Source organism: Paenibacillus terrigena DSM 21567 (assembly GCF_000374845.1).
In the GTDB taxonomy this organism is placed as follows: domain Bacteria; phylum Bacillota; class Bacilli; order Paenibacillales; family Paenibacillaceae; genus Paenibacillus_K; species Paenibacillus_K terrigena.
Window position 1 is genome coordinate 290,141 of the sequence record NZ_KB895418.1, and the last position, 15,577, is coordinate 305,717.

Annotated in this window: 17 protein-coding genes and 2 riboswitches; of the genes, 12 read left to right on the forward strand and 5 right to left on the reverse strand. The window is 46.3% G+C overall.

Annotated features, from left to right (window positions below; all coding sequences use genetic code 11):
* Positions 1-62 precede the first annotated feature (62 nt).
* Genes gcvPB through gcvT form a run of 3 tightly spaced genes read right to left on the reverse strand, consistent with a single transcriptional unit; the run spans position 63 to position 3,993 of the window.
* Positions 63-1,520, reverse strand: a complete 1,458-nt coding sequence (gene gcvPB / locus C558_RS0119550) for an aminomethyl-transferring glycine dehydrogenase subunit GcvPB (protein ID WP_018757986.1) — start codon at positions 1,518-1,520, stop codon at positions 63-65.
* Positions 1,517-2,869 (reverse strand): aminomethyl-transferring glycine dehydrogenase subunit GcvPA, encoded by a 1,353-nt coding sequence (gene gcvPA / locus C558_RS0119555; protein ID WP_018757987.1) that lies wholly within the window; start codon positions 2,867-2,869, stop codon positions 1,517-1,519. Before gcvPA ends, gcvPB begins: the two co-directional genes overlap by 4 nt.
* The gene (gene gcvT, locus C558_RS0119560; protein WP_018757988.1) at positions 2,866-3,993 is read right to left on the reverse strand and encodes a glycine cleavage system aminomethyltransferase GcvT; all 1,128 of its coding nucleotides are present in this window, start codon (positions 3,991-3,993) and stop codon (positions 2,866-2,868) included. Before gcvT ends, gcvPA begins: the two co-directional genes overlap by 4 nt.
* 103 nt (positions 3,994-4,096) lie before the next feature.
* Positions 4,097-4,196: riboswitch (glycine riboswitch) on the reverse strand.
* Between the two features lie 3 nt (positions 4,197-4,199).
* Positions 4,200-4,294, reverse strand: a riboswitch (glycine riboswitch).
* Between the two features lie 208 nt (positions 4,295-4,502).
* On the opposite strand from gcvT, the gene gcvH reads away from it, so the two are divergent.
* From gcvH to cls, 3 genes are all read left to right on the forward strand, one after another.
* A complete protein-coding gene (gene gcvH / locus C558_RS0119565; RefSeq protein ID WP_018757989.1) occupies positions 4,503-4,895 on the forward strand; it encodes a glycine cleavage system protein GcvH in 393 nt (130 codons plus the stop codon).
* 289 nt (positions 4,896-5,184) lie between these two features.
* The gene (locus C558_RS0119570; protein ID WP_018757990.1) at positions 5,185-5,619 is read left to right on the forward strand and encodes a MarR family winged helix-turn-helix transcriptional regulator; all 435 of its coding nucleotides are present in this window, start codon (positions 5,185-5,187) and stop codon (positions 5,617-5,619) included.
* 70 nt (positions 5,620-5,689) lie between these two features.
* Complete coding sequence (cls, locus tag C558_RS0119575; RefSeq protein WP_018757991.1) at positions 5,690-7,108, forward strand: cardiolipin synthase; 1,419 nt, start codon at positions 5,690-5,692, stop codon at positions 7,106-7,108.
* Between the two features lie 60 nt (positions 7,109-7,168).
* Here the strand turns inward: cls and C558_RS0119580 are convergent, their stop codons facing one another.
* A complete protein-coding gene (locus C558_RS0119580; protein ID WP_018757992.1) occupies positions 7,169-7,987 on the reverse strand; it encodes a Cof-type HAD-IIB family hydrolase in 819 nt (272 codons plus the stop codon).
* Positions 7,988-8,156: 169 nt separating this feature from the next.
* On the opposite strand from C558_RS0119580, the gene C558_RS0119585 reads away from it, so the two are divergent.
* The 9 genes from C558_RS0119585 (at position 8,157) to C558_RS0119620 (ending at position 14,822) form a co-directional block, all read left to right on the forward strand.
* On the forward strand, positions 8,157-9,134 hold the full coding sequence (locus C558_RS0119585; RefSeq protein ID WP_018757993.1) for a LacI family DNA-binding transcriptional regulator: 978 nt from the start codon (positions 8,157-8,159) through the stop codon (positions 9,132-9,134).
* Positions 9,135-9,149: 15 nt separating this feature from the next.
* Positions 9,150-9,335: a GrpB family protein gene (locus tag C558_RS34985; RefSeq protein ID WP_281167130.1), complete on the forward strand. Its 186-nt coding sequence runs from the start codon at positions 9,150-9,152 to the stop codon at positions 9,333-9,335.
* Between the two features lie 5 nt (positions 9,336-9,340).
* The gene (locus C558_RS34990) at positions 9,341-9,694 is read left to right on the forward strand and encodes a GrpB family protein (protein ID WP_281167131.1); all 354 of its coding nucleotides are present in this window, start codon (positions 9,341-9,343) and stop codon (positions 9,692-9,694) included.
* Positions 9,695-9,696: 2 nt separating this feature from the next.
* The gene (locus tag C558_RS34995) at positions 9,697-9,828 is read left to right on the forward strand and encodes a hypothetical protein (RefSeq protein ID WP_018757994.1); all 132 of its coding nucleotides are present in this window, start codon (positions 9,697-9,699) and stop codon (positions 9,826-9,828) included.
* A 69-nt stretch (positions 9,829-9,897) separates the two neighbouring features.
* The gene (locus tag C558_RS0119600; RefSeq protein WP_018757995.1) at positions 9,898-10,500 is read left to right on the forward strand and encodes a DUF2087 domain-containing protein; all 603 of its coding nucleotides are present in this window, start codon (positions 9,898-9,900) and stop codon (positions 10,498-10,500) included.
* Between the two features lie 117 nt (positions 10,501-10,617).
* The gene (locus C558_RS31450) at positions 10,618-11,910 is read left to right on the forward strand and encodes an MFS transporter (protein WP_018757996.1); all 1,293 of its coding nucleotides are present in this window, start codon (positions 10,618-10,620) and stop codon (positions 11,908-11,910) included.
* Between the two features lie 12 nt (positions 11,911-11,922).
* Positions 11,923-12,045 carry a hypothetical protein gene (locus C558_RS35000; RefSeq protein WP_018757997.1) on the forward strand — a complete coding sequence of 41 codons (123 nt, stop codon included), beginning with the start codon at positions 11,923-11,925 and terminating at the stop codon, positions 12,043-12,045.
* Positions 12,046-12,476: 431 nt separating this feature from the next.
* The gene (locus C558_RS0119615; protein WP_018757998.1) at positions 12,477-13,541 is read left to right on the forward strand and encodes a LacI family DNA-binding transcriptional regulator; all 1,065 of its coding nucleotides are present in this window, start codon (positions 12,477-12,479) and stop codon (positions 13,539-13,541) included.
* 9 nt (positions 13,542-13,550) lie between these two features.
* Entirely contained in the window at positions 13,551-14,822 is a 1,272-nt protein-coding gene (locus C558_RS0119620; RefSeq protein ID WP_018757999.1) for a Gfo/Idh/MocA family protein, read from the forward strand.
* Between the two features lie 84 nt (positions 14,823-14,906).
* Here C558_RS0119620 and C558_RS0119625 read toward each other — a convergent pair whose 3' ends face one another.
* Complete coding sequence (locus C558_RS0119625) at positions 14,907-15,569, reverse strand: TetR/AcrR family transcriptional regulator (protein WP_018758000.1); 663 nt, start codon at positions 15,567-15,569, stop codon at positions 14,907-14,909.
* Between the last annotated feature and the right edge of the window lie 8 nt (positions 15,570-15,577).

The following is a 15,577-nucleotide window of genomic DNA, read 5'->3' on the forward strand; positions in this document are numbered from 1 at the left end:
ACGAGGCGCGATCCGTCGGACATCAGACGAATTGTGCCTCGTTTATTATTGTCATGCCAGGATTAGCCGCAGCTGCAATTGAGTACAGGTTTCCGAGCGGCCTGCGTCTCATCAAGACGCCGAACGACAGTATCGTATGGCGCATTCAGCAACAATTCTGGATTAGTGGCTGCCTCTTCCGCAATTAGAATCATCGTATCAATGAAGGCATCCAGTGTCTCTTTGCTCTCCGTCTCTGTAGGCTCAATCATGATGCATTCCTCAACATTCAATGGGAAATAAATCGTAGGTGGATGATAACCGAAATCGAGTAGTCGCTTGGCAATATCTAGTGTTCGGATGCCATATTGTTTGAAGCTCTTGCCGGACATGACAAATTCATGTTTGCACACGCCTGGATATGAAATCTCGTAGTAAGGAGCAAGCCGGTGCATCATATAGTTCGCGTTCAATACGGCATATTCCGAGACTTGGCGTAATCCTTCTGGGCCATAGGTACGGATATACGTGTAGGCGCGAACAAGGATGCCGAAGTTGCCATAGTAAGCTTTGACTCGACCGATAGACTGCGGGATGTTGTCATCCAAGTAATAGCTGCCATCCTCTCGTTTTGCGACGATCGGTTTGGGGAGGAATGGGGTGAGGATTGCTTTGACCCCAACAGGTCCCGCACCCGGTCCGCCGCCGCCATGTGGCGTGCTCATTGTCTTGTGGAGATTCAAATGGACGACGTCGAAGCCCATATCTCCTGGTCGCGTAATGCCCATGATCGCATTCGAGTTGGCACCATCATAATAGAGAAGACCGCCTGCTTCATGCACGATACGAGCAATCTCTACGATCTGCTCCTCGAAGAGTCCAAGTGTGTTCGGATTGGTGAGCATCAAGGCTGCCGTATCTTGACCTACAACAGAACGGAGGGCTTCAAGGTCAACATGTCCGCGATCATTCGAAGGAATCGTGATGGTCTCGAAGCCGGCGACGGTTGCGCTAGCTGGATTCGTACCATGAGACGTGTCCGGCACGATCACCTTCGTACGTACTTCGCCTCGGCTCTCATGGTAGGCTCGAATCATCATGAGTCCTGTCCATTCCCCATGCGCTCCCGCAGCAGGCTGAAGCGTGACTTGATCCATCCCCGTTAACGCCGCGATATCTTGCTGAAGGGTGTACATGAGGCCTAGTGCGCCTTGGATGCTCGCTTCCGGCTGGTAAGGATGGATCTTAGCGAAGCCTGCAAACCTTGCCACATCTTCATTGATCTTCGGATTATATTTCATCGTACAGGATCCTAGTGGATAGAAGCCATTATCGATCCCGAAGTTCCGACGCGAAAGGGCGGTATAATGCCGGATGACATCGACTTCATAGACCTCTGGCAGCGCCGCAGGTTCTGTGCGTAGGAAGGATGACGGAATCATTTCTGATAGGTTCACTTCAGGGACATCGCATTCAGGCAGTGCGTAAGCGACGCGTCCTGGTTGACTTAACTCGAAGATTAAAGCTTGGTTCTGGCTCATAGACATGCCTCCAAACGCGTTACGAATTGATCGATCTCATCTTTGGTTCTCCGTTCGGTTACAGCAACTAACAGATGCCCTTGCAATTCTGGATAGGCAAGACCAAGATCATACCCGCTGAGGTAACCAGCAGCAAGTAATTGTTCATTGATTTGAGTGACTTTCGCTTCTTCTGGCAGCTTGATGACGAATTCATTGAAGAACGGCGATGTGTTGGCGATAGCAAGCCGTTCTGAATGGCGGATTGCATTTGCCGCATAGTGCGCTTTCTGGATATTCAATCGCGCTACATCTTGAATTCCTTGCTTGCCCATGGTAGACAGATAGACGGATGCACATAATGCTAATAGAGCTTGGTTCGAGCAAATATTGGAGGTCGCTTTTTCCCTGCGGATATGTTGTTCTCTGGCTTGTAAGGTCAAGACAAAGCCACGCTTCCCATCGCGGTCAAGGGTCTGTCCAACGATACGACCCGGCATTTTACGCATCAAGGCTTCTGTTACTGCGAAATACCCGCAGGTAGGACCGCCAAGCGATGCTGCAATTCCAAATGGCTGCGCATCTCCGATGACGACGTCAGCACCCAACTTGCCAGGACTTTCAAGCACCCCGAGCGAGAGCGGGTTGCTACTAACGACGAGTAGTCCTTTGTGTGCATGAATCATGTCGCCAATCGTGCGAATATCTTCAATACAACCGAAGAAGTTAGGGGACTGGATAAGGACTGCCGCAGTGTCAGGTGAGATCATTGATTCCAGGTGCTCAAGATCCGTAACGCCGTTCTGAACATCGATTTCTATGATATCCAGATTCAACCCGCGAGCGGAAGTCTGCAGAATTTGACGTGCTTCGGGATGAACGGCCCGGGATACGATGAGCTGTTTTCTTCTCGTCGCGCTAGCTGCGAGAGAGCCAGCTTCTGCGAGGGCTGTTGCTCCGTCATACATACTTGCATTCGCGACAGCCATGCCTGTTAACTCACAAATATAAGATTGAAATTCGAAAATCGCTTGCAGTTCGCCCTGACTGATCTCGGGCTGATATGGTGTGTAGGCGGTATAGAATTCAGAGCGGGAAATGACATGGTTGATGACGACTGGGACATGATGATCATAGATACCTGCCCCGAGGAAGCTTGTATACCGGTCAAAATCAGCATTCTGATCGGACAATTGCTTCATATGGCGCAGTAAAGATATTTCATCCAGTGCTTCAGAGATGGGAAGCGTGCCTTGATAGCGTATTTCTGTCGGGATGTCTTGGAATAATTGTTCCATGGAATCCATTCCGATGACTTGTAACATATCGGCTTGGTCTTGTGGTGTCATAGGCAGATAGCGATGTTTCATATTGTTTTCGTGCCTCCTGTCGAACGTGTCTTGTTTCGATAGAATGGAGCGGGTACAATTTTGGCGCGGAGCAGTTTGCCGCGAATTTCTACTTCGACTTCGGTATCTATCGCCGTGTATTTCATATCGATCAATGCAAGACCCAGATTTCGTTTGAGGGTAGGAGATTGTGTCCCCGTCGTCACTTCGCCTATCCGGTTTCCGTTCGCAAAGACGGGATAATGGGATCTTGGGATGCCGCGATCGACCAGTTCAAGCCCCACTAATTTACGAGACAATCCTGATTGCTTCTGGTAAGCGAGTGCTTCCTGTCCAATAAAATCCCCTTTATCAAGCTTAACGAACATCCCTAGACCAGCTTCGAGCGGTGTGATTTGGGCCGATAATTCTTGACCGTAGAGCGGCAGCTTGGCTTCAAAGCGCAATGTATCGCGAGCGCCGAGTCCAGCTGGCACGAGTCCCAGCCCTTCACCTAGTTCTAACAGTCCATTCCACACAGCAGGGGCGTCTGAATCACGAACATACAATTCGAATCCGTCTTCCCCGGTATATCCTGTACGCGAGATGAGTGTTCTTACCCCGCAGACAGACGCTTCTTTCATGAACTCAAATCCAGCGAGTCCCGCGAGTGGTGTCTCGGTTGCTTGCTGTAAGATCGCTTCCGCCAGAGGACCTTGGATGGCGAGGAGCGCGGTCTGATCGGATACATTCTCTATCTGCACGCTGCTAGGTTGATGTATTTTGAGCCAATCCCAGTCTTTATCGATATTGGAGGCGTTGACGACAAGCATATAATTCGACATCGATAGGCGATACACCAATAGATCATCGACGACACCACCCGTTGGGTAACACATGCAAGTATACTGTGCTTGACCATCCTGTAGCTTGGTGACATCGTTCGTCGTCATATGCTGGAGAAAAGCTTCGGCACCTTCGCCAGTGACGATAAATTCGCCCATGTGGGAGACATCGAACAACCCGGCTTGTTGTCGTACGGCTTCGTGTTCTTTCTGGATGCCAAGAAATTGAACAGGCAATTCCCATCCGCCAAAGTCAATACATCTTACACCGGAATGGTTAGCGTAGAGCGGGTAGAGTGTCGTTCTGCGAAGCTGAGTCATGCATTCACCTCATCTGATTGGATTGTGTAGAGCGCACGCGATAACAACAAAAAAGGACAGGCAAAAGAAACGATAGATGCCGCTACGCATCCCATTTCCTTCGCTCTGTCCTTTGTACCTGAGAGTTACCTTATGGGCTGGTTCTCCCATAAGTTTCCCCTTGGGTGACTCGATCAGCTAGAAGCCTCGAATACTCTCCAGAGGTGCGTCCGGTAAAGGTCCTTTTGCCTGAGAGATTCACCTATGCAGGCTTACTCCTTCGGCGTTACCTAGGTTCGGTAATCTCTCCCGTTACCATCATCCGCTATTATTTTTCCATTACTCCATTAATACTCGACCGTTCACCACATTGTCAATCAATTTTTTTGGTAATGAAAATAATTTAATACCGGATATTGACAGCTTTGTTCTCGTTGTTCTACGCTAATAGGGAATTAGACCTCCGGAGCTAATACAAGCAAACGATATGCAATCCGATACAGTGACATTTCGAGAAAAGAGGCGTTCAGATGAGTGAAGTAAAACCAAACTTGCGGTACAGTGAAGAGCACGAATGGGCTGAAGTGATCTCGGAGAATACGATCCGAATTGGCATTTCCGATCATGCGCAGCATCAGCTTGGGGATATTGTATTCATTGAATTTCCTGAAGTCGGCTATGAAGTGACAGCAGGAGACAGCATGGGATCGATCGAATCGGTAAAGACGGTCTCGGAATTGTACAGCCCTATTACGGGAAAAGTAACTCGCGTCAACGCGCAATTGGAGACAGAGCCAGAACTCGTGAACAATGAGCCTTATGCAGGTGGATGGCTTGTTGAGGTGGAGGTTGACGGAACGACGGCAGATGCGGTTCAACATTTGTTAACGGCAGATGCTTATACAGAGCTGACCAAGGACTAATGGTATAGTGAATAGTGAATATTTCTAAGTAGAAGAGTTGATTCGCGGTGAGTATGCGGCGGACAGCTCTTTTTTGCCATGTCTACGTATTTTGGAATATAACGGGGGATTCAACCCACTCTTGAGTATACTGCGTATGGAAAAAGACGACACTGACTCTAAGTGATATATCCGATAATTTGCGATGGTGCTCATCTTCATTGACACTTCAACATGAACATGATAATTTTAGATTATCTAATTGTTGAAGATCAAAAATAATTTTGATAAGGGTTTTTGGGGAGGAACTATGGAGTCATATCTAGAAAGATTTCAGAAAGCAATGGATCTCGTACACAAGAAATTGAATAGTGAAGTGATGGAGAAGCTACCCGCTGGGATTACACCGCCTCAAATCATGATGCTGTTTCGTTTGTACAAATTAGGATTGTGCAAACTATCACAGCTCGCTGAATGTCTGGAAGTGAAGCCAAGCTCGATTACAGTCATGATCGATCGACTGGAGAAAAGCGGCTATGTCGCACGTCAATCCGATCCGAATGATCGTCGTATTGTACTCGTGCAGCTCACGGACAAAGGACGTGAAATTCTGAAATCAACAGGAGAGCTACGTGATCAAGCGCTTGAACCTTTAGTGCAAGACCTTACGAAAACTGAATTGGTCGCGCTCGTCGAGACATTTGAGAAGATCACCTCGAAGTTCACGAATCAGGACAAAGAATAGAACTCATTAAAATCAAATGGATTAGAAGGGCAGGCCAGACAATTTGAATATATGGAGCTCTGGTTTTTCAATGCTCTCAATATTGAACATGGTCCTGGCGATCGCGGTCATTTTCATTGAGAGACGTAATGTCGGAAATACATGGGCTTGGCTAATGGTCCTGTTATTTCTCCCAGGGGTTGGATTTATACTATATCTTATGTTCGGTCAGAACATTAGCAAACGTAAAATCTATAAGATTCCCAAAGAACAGCATGAAAATATGAATCATATGGTTCGAGCACAACAACAGCTTTTCAGAGAGGGTAAGGTTAAATTCCACGATACATCCATTACGGAGTACCAGGATATGATCTACATGAATTTGTCGGCGGCTAAATCGATCCTTACGCAAGATAACGATATCACGATTTATACGGATGGTCATGAGAAGTTTGATGCGCTCATCGAATCGATTCTGCAGGCGGAGCATCATGTGCATGTGATGTATTATATCGTTCGGGACGATCATCTCGGACGCCGACTGTTGGACGCACTAACGCTGAAAGCACGCGAGCATGTTCATGTTCGATTTTTGTATGATGATATTGGGAGTGCAGGCTTGTCGCGAGATTTCTTCAAACCGCTTATCGAAGCGGGCGGACAAGTCGCTGTCTTTTTCCCGTCGCGGATACCTTACGTGAATTTTCGATTGAACTATCGGAATCATAGGAAGCTGGCCATTATCGATGGGACGATCGGATTTGTTGGCGGATTTAACGTGGGGGATGAATATCTCGGTCTAGATTCCCGTTACGGCTACTGGAGAGATACCCATTTGAAGGTGAATGGAAGCAGTGTGTTTCAGATGCAAGCACAATTTATTATGGACTGGGATCTGGCCTCGACACAGCGTCTAACAGAGATGGAGCAGTATTTCGTCCCTGTGGGACGTTCGGGTCTTAATGCGATGCAGATCGTATCCAGCGGACCCAATAGTACCCAAGAACAGATCAAGAATGCATGTATCAAACTCATTAATTCCGCGAAAGAAACGTTGTATCTGCAATCACCGTATTTTGTGCCGGATGAAACGATGCAGAATGCACTTCGGATGGCCATTTTGTCTGGGGTGGATGTTCGGATTATGATACCGGCTGTTCCAGATCATAAAATCGTCCATCTGGCAACGTACTCATACTTAGGAGAGCTGCTTAAAATCGGGGCAAAGTGTTACCTGTACCAGAAAGGGTTCTTACATGCCAAGACCATGGTCGCTGATGGCAAAGTTGCTACCGTGGGTACAGCGAATATGGATATCCGCAGCTTTAAGCTGAACTTTGAGGTGAACGCGTTTCTATATGGAGGAGAGGCGCCTTCCAAGCTGCATGCCATTTTTGAAGAGGATATGAAGGATTCCATCCGTCTAACACGCGAGATTTACGAATCGAGGCCGCGGTTGCATAAGATTGGAGAATCAGTGACACGATTAATTTCCCCAATCCTATAGTGCACACGCAAGCACTGAATCAAATATTGTTTTAAAATTACAGGAGAAACGCTTATCGCCCTATTGGGACGACAAAGACGTTTCTTCTTGTTTTTGTAGGACAGGTGCGATTAGACCGAGCTTCACCAGCCCGTGATAGATGCCGTCTTCATTGCATGAAGTTGTGATCATGTCTGCCACTGCCTTGGTCTCCGGGAGTGCATTGCCCATGGCGACACCTGTTCCAACAAGTGAGAGCATCTCAAGATCGTTGTTATTGTCACCGAAGGCATAGCTGTCTGCAAGTTCAAAGTCTCCGTATTCTAACATTTTGGTAATCCCAATGGCTTTGGAGCAGCCTTTGGGAAGAATATCTAATGCATACGTATGCCAAGGCAAAAATGTGAAATGGGGGAAACGGTCGATGTAATGGCTGCGCTCATCTTCTTCACAGAATACAATTGCTTGGTAGATCGGAGCACGCAGATGGAAGGTCGGATCAACCTCCGGATAGACGATTTTTGTATCACCAAAAGAATCTCGAATGTAAGGATGGTTCGCAACACTTGATTTGAAATCGTCATGACTCACATGGGCATACGGGTGATTATTGCGCTGCATTTCGATCTGAAGATTGATAAGCTCTTCTTGCGGAATGGGATTGTCGTAAATAACTTGTCCTTCGAAGACGACATACTGCCCGTTCAATGCAACATAAGAATCGATTCCCAGCGACTGCCGAATTTCTTCGAACAAGATTGGAGTTCTTCCGGTTGCAATGGCTGTATATATGCCTTGTTGCTGAAGCTCATGAATGGCGATGCGAGTTGATGCTAGAATTTCTTTATTTTCATTCAGTAATGTACCGTCAATATCGAAGAATACGATAGGTCTTCCCATGGTAACGTTCCTCCTCTATGATGATAAAAGAAAGGGTGCGGCCATGACGCCCAATGAAGGTAACGCTGACCGCATTTGATGACTGCACTTGATGTTACAACTAATGATAAAATATGAAAAGCTTTTCAGGTCAAGAGTCTTTTTTCAGAAAAGGTGGTGAACGTGTTTCATGGCCAATATTAAGGAAATCGCAAAATTAGCGGGTGTATCGATTGCAACGGTATCACGTGTACTGAATCAGCATCCTTATGTGCGAGAAGACAAACGGGCCGCTGTCCTTGAAGCGGTGGAGAAGCTCAATTATTCGCAGAATATGAATGCGGTCCATCTCGTGAAAGGGAAGACATCGATGATCGCCGTCGTCTTGCCGTATGTGAATCACCCCTATTTTGGGGGCATTACTGACGGGATCGCCAATGCTTCCTTAGCGTGTAATTACAAGCTAATCCTATGTCAGACTGATTATCGGGCAGAAGAAGAACAGAAGGTGCTTGATATGCTTCGTATGAAGCAAGTTGACGGCATTGTTTTCTGTTCGAAAACGATGACATGGGATGAAATTGAACCCTATACGGTCTATGGCCCGATTATTGCCTGTGAAAATGCAGGGGATCGTGCGGTTTCATCCGTCTTTATCGATCATTACGGCAGCTTCAAGCTGGGGATGGATTATTTGATTGCTAAAGGGCATCGGAAAATTGGATATTTCATCGGTCGAGGAGATAGCTACATTAATATGAACCGAAAGCTGGCTTATATGGATGCGCTTCAAGCGATTGGCGAGGAGCCTTACGCAGAATGGCAATTCGAGCGCATATTCGATTTTGAACGCGGGATTGAAGTGGTTCGCAGGCTCTTAGCCATGAAGAACCGACCGACGGCGATCCTCGGGAGTGGAGATCATCCCGCTGCTGCGATCGTCGCAGAAGCTAGAAAGCACGGCATTCGTGTCCCTGAGGATTTAGCAGTGATTGGATCGGATAATCACCCCATTGCGGAGGTGCTTGGCATTACGACAATCGAACTATCGATGTATGACGTTGGGAAAAATGCCTTCGAAATTTTATTCGAACGGATGAATGATAAGTCGTTGCCTTCAACGCGAAAAGAGTTGACGTATCGGCTAATCGAGCGGTCGACTGTCTGAGGAAGGAGGAGTAAAATGGAGCCCATTGAAGTCGTGGTATACCGACCCGAATGGAGGATTCAATTCCTGGAGCTGGGAAGTGCTTTGCGAAGTGCACTAGATGATACTGTAATGCGTATTGATCACGTGGGTTCGACTTCTGTGGTCGGGTTAGCAGCGAAACCGATTATTGATATTCTCAAATATCTGTTCCAAACTTGAGTGAAATGGAACCATATCAGACAACTCTGGAACGTGTAGGTTATCGTTACCGTGCAGATAATGACGACCTTAGCAAACGTTATTTTCGTGAGTTGCCGGGAAAGCCAAGAACCCATATTCATGTTCGTCAGGCAGGCAGCTGGTCTGAGCAATTGAATTTATTATTTCGTGATTATGTAAGACGACATCCCGAAGCATGTCATACATATGGACAAGTAAAATATCACCTCGCGGAAAGGTATCGTGATGACCGTGAGGCCTATGTACAGGGGAAAGAAGAGATCGTCTGGAAGATCCTCAGGGAGGCCCATGTCTGGAGTATGGCTGTTGGTTGGAAGCCAGAAAAATCGGATGCTTAGTCTTGCGTGAACGATTAGTTGCATCAAGCGCAGACGAGGGAATACAAGCATATCGCCGAGCGATCGAATTCTATACCGATAAATTGGAGCAGCGATGGGATTTAGCGGAGAGGGCAGGGAAGCTCTTTACATGATAGGAAATGAATGTTATTATACATACATCTAATTAGATAATTATTTAAATGGATTTGTAGGTGAAAGCAATGCAATTAGATCGACTTGTTCGATTCCATAAAACGATAGGCGATGTAACGCGAATACGCATCCTTGCGCTCCTAAAGAACGGACCACTGCACGGACAGGCGCTTGCGGATAAATTATCTGTGTCGGCGCCGACAATCACGCATCATATGGCTAAATTGCGGGAAGTGGATTTGATCTATGAACGTCGGGATAAGAATACAATTTACTTTTACTTGGATGAGAAGAGTCTCATTCAACAATCCGAGGCGATTGTGAAGAAGGTACAGTCTGCAGCTGAACTGGTGACAAGTGCGGATCAGGAAAAGGTAAGGCAAGATGAGCTGAAGGCGGAGAGCATCTTGCGTAATTTTTTCACGAAAGAAGGTACGCTCAAGCATCTTCCTGCACAACATAAGAAAAAATTGCTGGTGCTTCATCATCTTGTTGAAGGTCTGCAGCCAGGCAAGAAGTATTTGGAGTCTGAATTAAATGATTACATTCGCCAATTTCATCCGGATTTTGCAACCATTCGAAGAGAGTTTATCATGAACCATTTTATGTATCGCGAGCAGGATATTTATGAATTAAACCCGCGAGAATTGTGGGGAACAAGTAAATTATGAGGAAGATCCAAGGGCAGTTACTGTGACGGGTAGACTGCCCTTTATTTCGCTAAACAAATTAGATGCTCGTATAATTAGGTGTATATCGTATTAGATATGATAAAGGGGAATGCCAACATGAAATGGAGTAGTTCAATTTTTAGGCAAGCTACGGGATATCGGCAATTGTTCTGGGCTGGCCTCGTTAATGGGATCGGAGATCGATTCTCTCAAGTTGCCACATTAAGCTTGATTCTTACTTTGACAGGATCGGGTATGGCTGTTGGCTTTGTCTTTGCCATCCGGTTGATTCCAAGCCTCATCTTTGCACCGATCGGTGGGATGCTGGCGGATCGTTATTCGCGAACCAAACTCATGATCTATTCAGATATCATACGTGCATTTGTTGCGCTATCATTTCTATTCGTTCAAGATGCTGCTGATATGTGGGTGATCTATGTCGGATCATTCCTATTGTCTGCGGGTGAAGCGATCTACGCGCCAATTCGAACATCCTCGATTCCACTCCTTGTGAAGAAGGAACAGTTATTGAAGGTGAATGGTCTGGAGGAGCGTATGATTGGATTTGTGTTAATATTAGGGTCAATGACAGGCGGGGTCGTCGCGATGTTAGGTGGTACTCAGGCTTCATTTGTTGTAAATGCAGCATCCTTCTTGATCTCTGCGATGCTTTTACGCTCAATTGTCTTATCGTCTGCGCGTGGTGGAACAAATAAGGAAAATGAGGAGCCTACAGATCAAAAGATTCGAATCGGGACTTTGCAAGAAATACGTACACTCTGGCAATCATCCCAATTTTTGCGCGCAATGATCATCGGATATATGTTGTGGCCGCTCGGATATGGGATTTTCAACATTTTATTGAGTGTCTATGCCGTTCAAGTTTTTCAGATGGGGGATCTTGGCATGGGACTCATGTATGGTTCACTTGGTCTCGGTTTGGTTATTGGTTCACGATGGACGGATAAATTCACGAATGTACTGAGAGGTGCCGTAGTCATTGGTTTCCTGTTGGAGGGGGTTTTTCACATCGGGCTAAGTCTAGCGAACCATTTCGTATTAGCGATTGTCATGCTGGTGTTGGCTGCGATCTGTTCTGCCATCGGAAATGCGGGCAATCATACGCTATTAATGCAACATGTTCCAAGCAGATTCTATGGCCGTTTTTTTGGATTCATGTCTGCAATGCATACGAGTATTATGGGCGTAACGATGCTAGTAGCAGGATTCATGCTTGATTTCATAACGCCACGAATGCTCGGGTTGATAGGCGGGGGAATCATCGTCGCAGTAGCAACATGTCTTGTTTACGTGGTCCTTCGTACCCGTTCTGAGGATCCATCGAAATCTATCGATTCTAAATCAAGATCACATACTGAGCGCAGTGAAAATCCAATGAATTTAGAGTAGTTAACGGATCGGATGATTCGTTTCCAGCAGGAGCAATGGAAGGCTCAGATTCTCTTGTCGCAAGGTGAGAATATTGATTATGCGCTGTATCAATACCGGACGAATGAGGGAGATGCGGAGAAGGCTCAAGTCTAGGGAATATGATTAATGCTGAGAAGGTCGAGCCAAGGGCTCGGCTTTTTTAACGACCTTAAATACGAACTTACGTTCTGATATAATGGTGAAAGTAGATAACAACAAAAAAAGTAGAGACAGCAATTTCGCGTGATATAAAAATACGTGTTTACACATGATTGTCCTGCGTCTTCGCATCATCCATCCGTTTGCGGTATCTATCATCGTTATTCTCTACCCATCCATACCACATATCTAAATATTGCGAAATCGGTACGCATCCTTAAAAAATCTTGAAAAATAAAATCCAATAACTTAACATTTGGGCCCAAATATACCCAAAAATATTCGTTGACACCTCCCCAAATGCCCCTTATATTAAATGTAAATCACCCAAATTTGGAGAAGATAGAGACTCATAGAGATTATCGAAGGAGTATGGGAGGTGGAACATGCCGTCTTTGAAGGATATTGCCCAAATGGTTGGGGTATCGATTTCCACGGTATCTCGCGTCATCAATAACGATACGAGTAAGCATATCAGCGCGGATACGAAGAACAGAGTATGGGAAGCTGTGAAAGCGTTGAACTATAAACCGAATGAAACACCAAGACGGTTGATGCAGAAGAAAATGAATCAAGTCGAACCAGAGTCACAACCGCTAAGAATTGGGTGTATTCTATCACTTCCGAACAATAAGTATAACCACCCGTACTTCTCACCCATTCTGGCTGGCATTGAAGATAAATTGAAAAGCCTGGGTTGTGTGATGCATTTCATTCGAACGGAAGATGAGATTCGTGAAGATCTGGAGAATCATCAATTCGAAGGTGATGGGAAGCCGGATGGCTTGATTTTCGTCGAAGGCGTCGAGAAATCGCTCTATCAGAGGTTAAAAGAAGTTGTTCCATTCAGTGTTGGGATTGATATCTCTGACCCGACGGTACCCGTGATTGCATATGATCGTGTGATCGCGGCGAAGGCTGCGACCCAGCATCTGATTGAACAAGGTCACGAGCAGATTGGTTTTATCGGTGGCGTGGGTCTAACAGGCGACATGATGAGGGAGAAAAGATTCCGAGGATTTCGCGAAGCCTTAGAGCGTGCCGGTCTTCCGGTAAATCCAGATTGGATCATGAACTCCGAATGGGATGTCGATCTCAGCTATGCATGTATGAAAAATTTGCTGCACGAGCATCCGGATCATCTGCCTACTGCTATGTTCTGTGCGAGCGACATGATGGCGATTTCAGCGATGAGAGCGGTTACTGAGGCAGGTCTGCGTATCCCTGAAGATATTGCATTTATTGGTCTTGATAATATCGATTTTGCTAAATATACATCTCCAGCACTCTCATCTGTACATATTCCGAAATACGAGATGGGGCTGGCCGCAACGAAGACGCTTCTAGATTGGATGGACGGAGCGTATCCGATGCCCTTTAGAATGGTATTACCCTTTGAACTGATGATAAGAGAATCCTCTATTCATAGCCAAATTCTTATCGAAAGGTAGTGTACACGTATGAACAAAATTACAGCAATCCTATTAGGTGCAGGAGATCGAGGAGCTAGAGCCTATGGTCCTTATGCCATCAATTTTCCACACGAGCTGCAGATTATCGCTGTAGCCGAGCCGAATGAAGAACGTAGAGTGAGCTTTATGCAAGATCATGGCATCCCAGAATCGATGGCATTTATCGATTGGAAGGATGTCCTGAATAAGCCGAAAATGGCGGATGTCATGATTATTTGTACCATGGATCGCATGCATTATGAACCTACTTTGAAGGCACTCGATCTCGGTTATCATGTTCTGTTGGAAAAGCCAATGTCGCCAGAACCGCGTGAATGTATCGAGATGGAGCTTGCAGCGAAACGGAACAACAGACTTCTAATCATTGGACATGTGCTTCGTTACACGAGTTATTGGTCCACAATCAAACGCTTTCTTGACGAAGGACGAATCGGTCAAATTGCTTCGATTCAACTGAATGAAAATGTCGAGCATATGCATATGTCCCATAGCTTCGTTCGCGGCAACTGGAACAATTCGGATGTGTCAAGTCCGATGATTCTCCAGAAGTCCTGTCATGACATGGATGTGCTCTCATGGCTTATGAATCAGCCGTGTATGCGAATTAGCTCATACGGATCACTGATGCATTTTAATGAGAAGAATGCGCCTGAAGGGGCACCGCTTCGTTGTCTTGACGGATGTCCTGTCGAGTCCACTTGTCCGTATCATGCGGCACGTTATTACCTCGGTGAAGGGAAAGGATGGGCTCGCAAGTTCACTTTAGATAATAGCCGTGAAGGCATATTGGAAGCGCTTCAGACCAATAGCTACGGTCGTTGTGTATACCATAGCGACAATAATGTCGTGGATCACCAAGTGGCGTCCATGGAATTCGCGGATGGTGCGACAGCAACCTTCAGCATGTGTGGGTTCACACATAATCAGACACGGACCGTTCAGATTATGGGTACCAAAGGCGAAATTCGCGGCGATATGGAGAATAACTCGTTCACGATTTATGATTTCCTGACGAAAGAGCAGCAGACGATCAAAGTCAATCCGGGCACATTCGGACATGGCGGAGGCGATGAAGGTATTGTGAGAACATTCCTGAAAGAAGTCCGTGAGTATGTCGGCGGTGAAGGTCTTACTTCGGCATCGGCATCTGTACGCAGTCACTTGATGGCTTTCGCTGCGGAAGAATCAAGATTGAATAACGGCAAAGCGATTGAGATTGATGCTTATTACAGAAGCTTCATTCCGGAAGGCGCAGTCTAGAACATAACAACATGTATATTCCATTTGAACAAAGCGACCTAGCCATTTAAGGCAGGTCGCTTTTTTGTGCTGCATGTGCGGAGGTCATTCCGACCAATTATTCGCGATATTGCCAATCACACGGGAGAGTTCAGGCAGCAGCTTGATGTCGAAGGCGCCTTTTGCCGTCCCGAGCAGGTTCTCCAGAATATCGCTGATCCCTACCAGTTTGTCCAACACTTCTTGGGTTGACCAGGAGAATATACCCGGGTCAAACAGGAACAGCATGCTCACCAACAGAAATTCGGCAACAGTTCGTGGATGGCTCGCATGAAAATCGCCTTCCTGATTGCCTTGTTCGATGACGGATGTCATCGGTGGCGTAAATGCCTTGACGGTCTTGACAAGCAGCTTCTGGTGCAGGACGGCATTGTTCTCATGGTGCAAATAATGGACGGCTTTGTCTTCGCCTCGATGCGCGAAGTTATCGATGAGGATGCGGAGCATCTTCTGATAACCAGATTGCGCGGGATCTTCAGCGATGCGTTCGATGGTCGCCAGGTCACGCTGCAGGATGTTGTCGATTAAGGCTTCTGCGATTTCCTCTTTGGATTTGAAGTAATAATAGAACGTGCCTTGTGCTACGCCGATATGCTTCACGATATCGCTAATCGAGGTGCGTTCATACCCTTTATGTTTAAAAAAATGCTCCGCAGCTTGCAGGATTTCATTTTTACGTTCAATAGGGTCTTTCGAAATGCGTGCCATAGCGAGCC